We start from the raw sequence: 1,932 nt of genomic DNA, 5'->3' as shown, positions 1-1,932 counted from the left end.
CGTTAGTGCGCCAAGCAAAGCTTGGTGCATCTTGCAGGGTGTAAGTCCCTGTCGGGAAAGGTCTAATCAACCACCCGTATCGAGTGTTGCGCCTGTGGCGGAGTCATTTTTTTTTCTGATGAACAAAACAGGTGAAGCGTACACAGAGAATCTGGTAGGCCATAGCGGTTTTCGTGACCGTGAAGTGCTGGCATCGCTCCGAAAAGTGTATGAGTTCCAGTTGGTGAGAGCTGTAACGTACTCGAAACCTATATGAACCTTCTGTACTGATTTAGAGGGAACGAACTGGCGGAGTTATCAAGCCGTGGCATGTCAGAAGAGATGCATCAGGAACTTGGGAGGCCCAATGGATTCCACAGGACGTGGTAGCTCGGTCTACTCTGACGAGGAAACAAGCGATGGTCTTTTGGGAATCGGATCAGCTCATAGTAGTCTGAGATCGGGAAAGCCGATTACATGGCGAAGGGGCTGACGGTTATACCGGTTTGTAGCGGATACATGTGCCGGACAAAGTCGAGCTGGAGTACACATGACAACCAAACTGCAAGCCATTGCATTCAAAGCACGAACCCACCCCAGACATCGATTCCAAAATCTAACGGGACTGTTAGATCGGAATCTGTTGTACCAAAGCTGGGGACAATTGAACAAGCAGGCCGCGCCGGGCATCGACGGAATAACGTCTGATGACTACGAACAAAACTTGCCTGTTCACATTCATCAACTGGCTCATGATCTGAGAACTCAGAAATACAGAGCCGATGCCATCCAGAGAGTGTTCATCCCGAAAGCCAACGGGAAACAGCGACCATTGGGCTTGCCCACGGTCAAAGACAAAGTGGCTCAGCAGGCGGTGAGTAACATTCTGCAAAGTATCTGGGAACAGGATTTTCTGCCCAATAGCTATGGCTATCGACCGAACAAAAGTGCACATCAAGCAGTACACAGCTTAGCGACGAATCTGCAATTTCAAGGTTACGGTTACATTGTTGAGGCTGATATCAAAGGCTTCTTTGACAATATGAACCATGACTGGCTGGTTCGTATGCTTGAGCAACGTATTGACGATAAGGCGCTCATTGGCCTGATTAAGCAATGGCTGAAGGCACGTATCCGAAGCCCGGAAGGTGAGTTCACCAATCCAACGGCAGGCACTCCGCAAGGCGGCGTTATCAGTCCGGTGTTGGCAAACATCTACCTACACTATGCACTGGATCTTTGGTTTGAAAAGAAACTGAAGCCGACACTGAAAGGCAAAGCAATGTTGATCCGCTACGCGGATGACTTTGTGATAGCTACCCAGTATCGGGGCGATGCCAGGCGGGTCTATGGAGATATACCGGTCAGGCTGAAGAAGTTTGGACTGCAGGTTGCACCCGAGAAAACCAGCTTACAACGGTTTAGCCGCTTCCATCCGGGACGCGAACGACACTTCGTCTTTCTGGGCTTCGAGTTTTATTGGGGGAAGGATGCCAAAGGCAAGCCGCATCTCAAGAGGCGAACAGCTCGGAAGAAATTGAAGAAAACACTGAAAGCGTATAACGTATGGATTAAGCAGAATCGATTTAGGAAGCTGGGCGACCTGATGCCCGTAATCCGACGCAAGCTGATTGGCTTTCAGAACTACTTTGGTCTTCCAGACAACAGTTGGAGTTTAGGCAAGTTGCAGTTCCATGTGATCAAGCGGTTACACTACTGGTTGAATCGACGGGGCGGACGAAAGCGCAGTTATAATTGGCAGGCGATGAATGATTTACTCATCCACTTTAAGATCCCAAGACTGAAAGTCAGCAAGCGGGCGGTCATGGTGGATTGGTATTAGGGGCTGGTGCATTGCACGAGCAAATGTATAACTGAGGAGCCCGGTGCGGTAGTTCCGCACGCCGGGATCTGTATGGGGGCGGTTCGGGTAACTGGCCGTCCTATCATGAC

At 50.1% G+C, this 1,932-nt stretch carries 1 protein-coding gene; it reads left to right on the top strand.

Annotation, left to right across the window (positions count from 1 at the left end; all coding sequences use genetic code 11):
* Positions 1-529 precede the first annotated feature (529 nt).
* Entirely contained in the window at positions 530-1,822 is a 1,293-nt protein-coding gene (gene ltrA, locus BCF53_RS19085; protein WP_132704367.1) for a group II intron reverse transcriptase/maturase, read from the top strand.
* Positions 1,823-1,932: the final 110 nt, after the last annotated feature.

The organism is Reinekea marinisedimentorum, assembly GCF_004341165.1.
Taxonomy (GTDB): Bacteria; Pseudomonadota; Gammaproteobacteria; order Pseudomonadales; family Natronospirillaceae; genus Reinekea; species Reinekea marinisedimentorum.
This window is presented reverse-complemented; position numbering and strand designations above follow the sequence as displayed.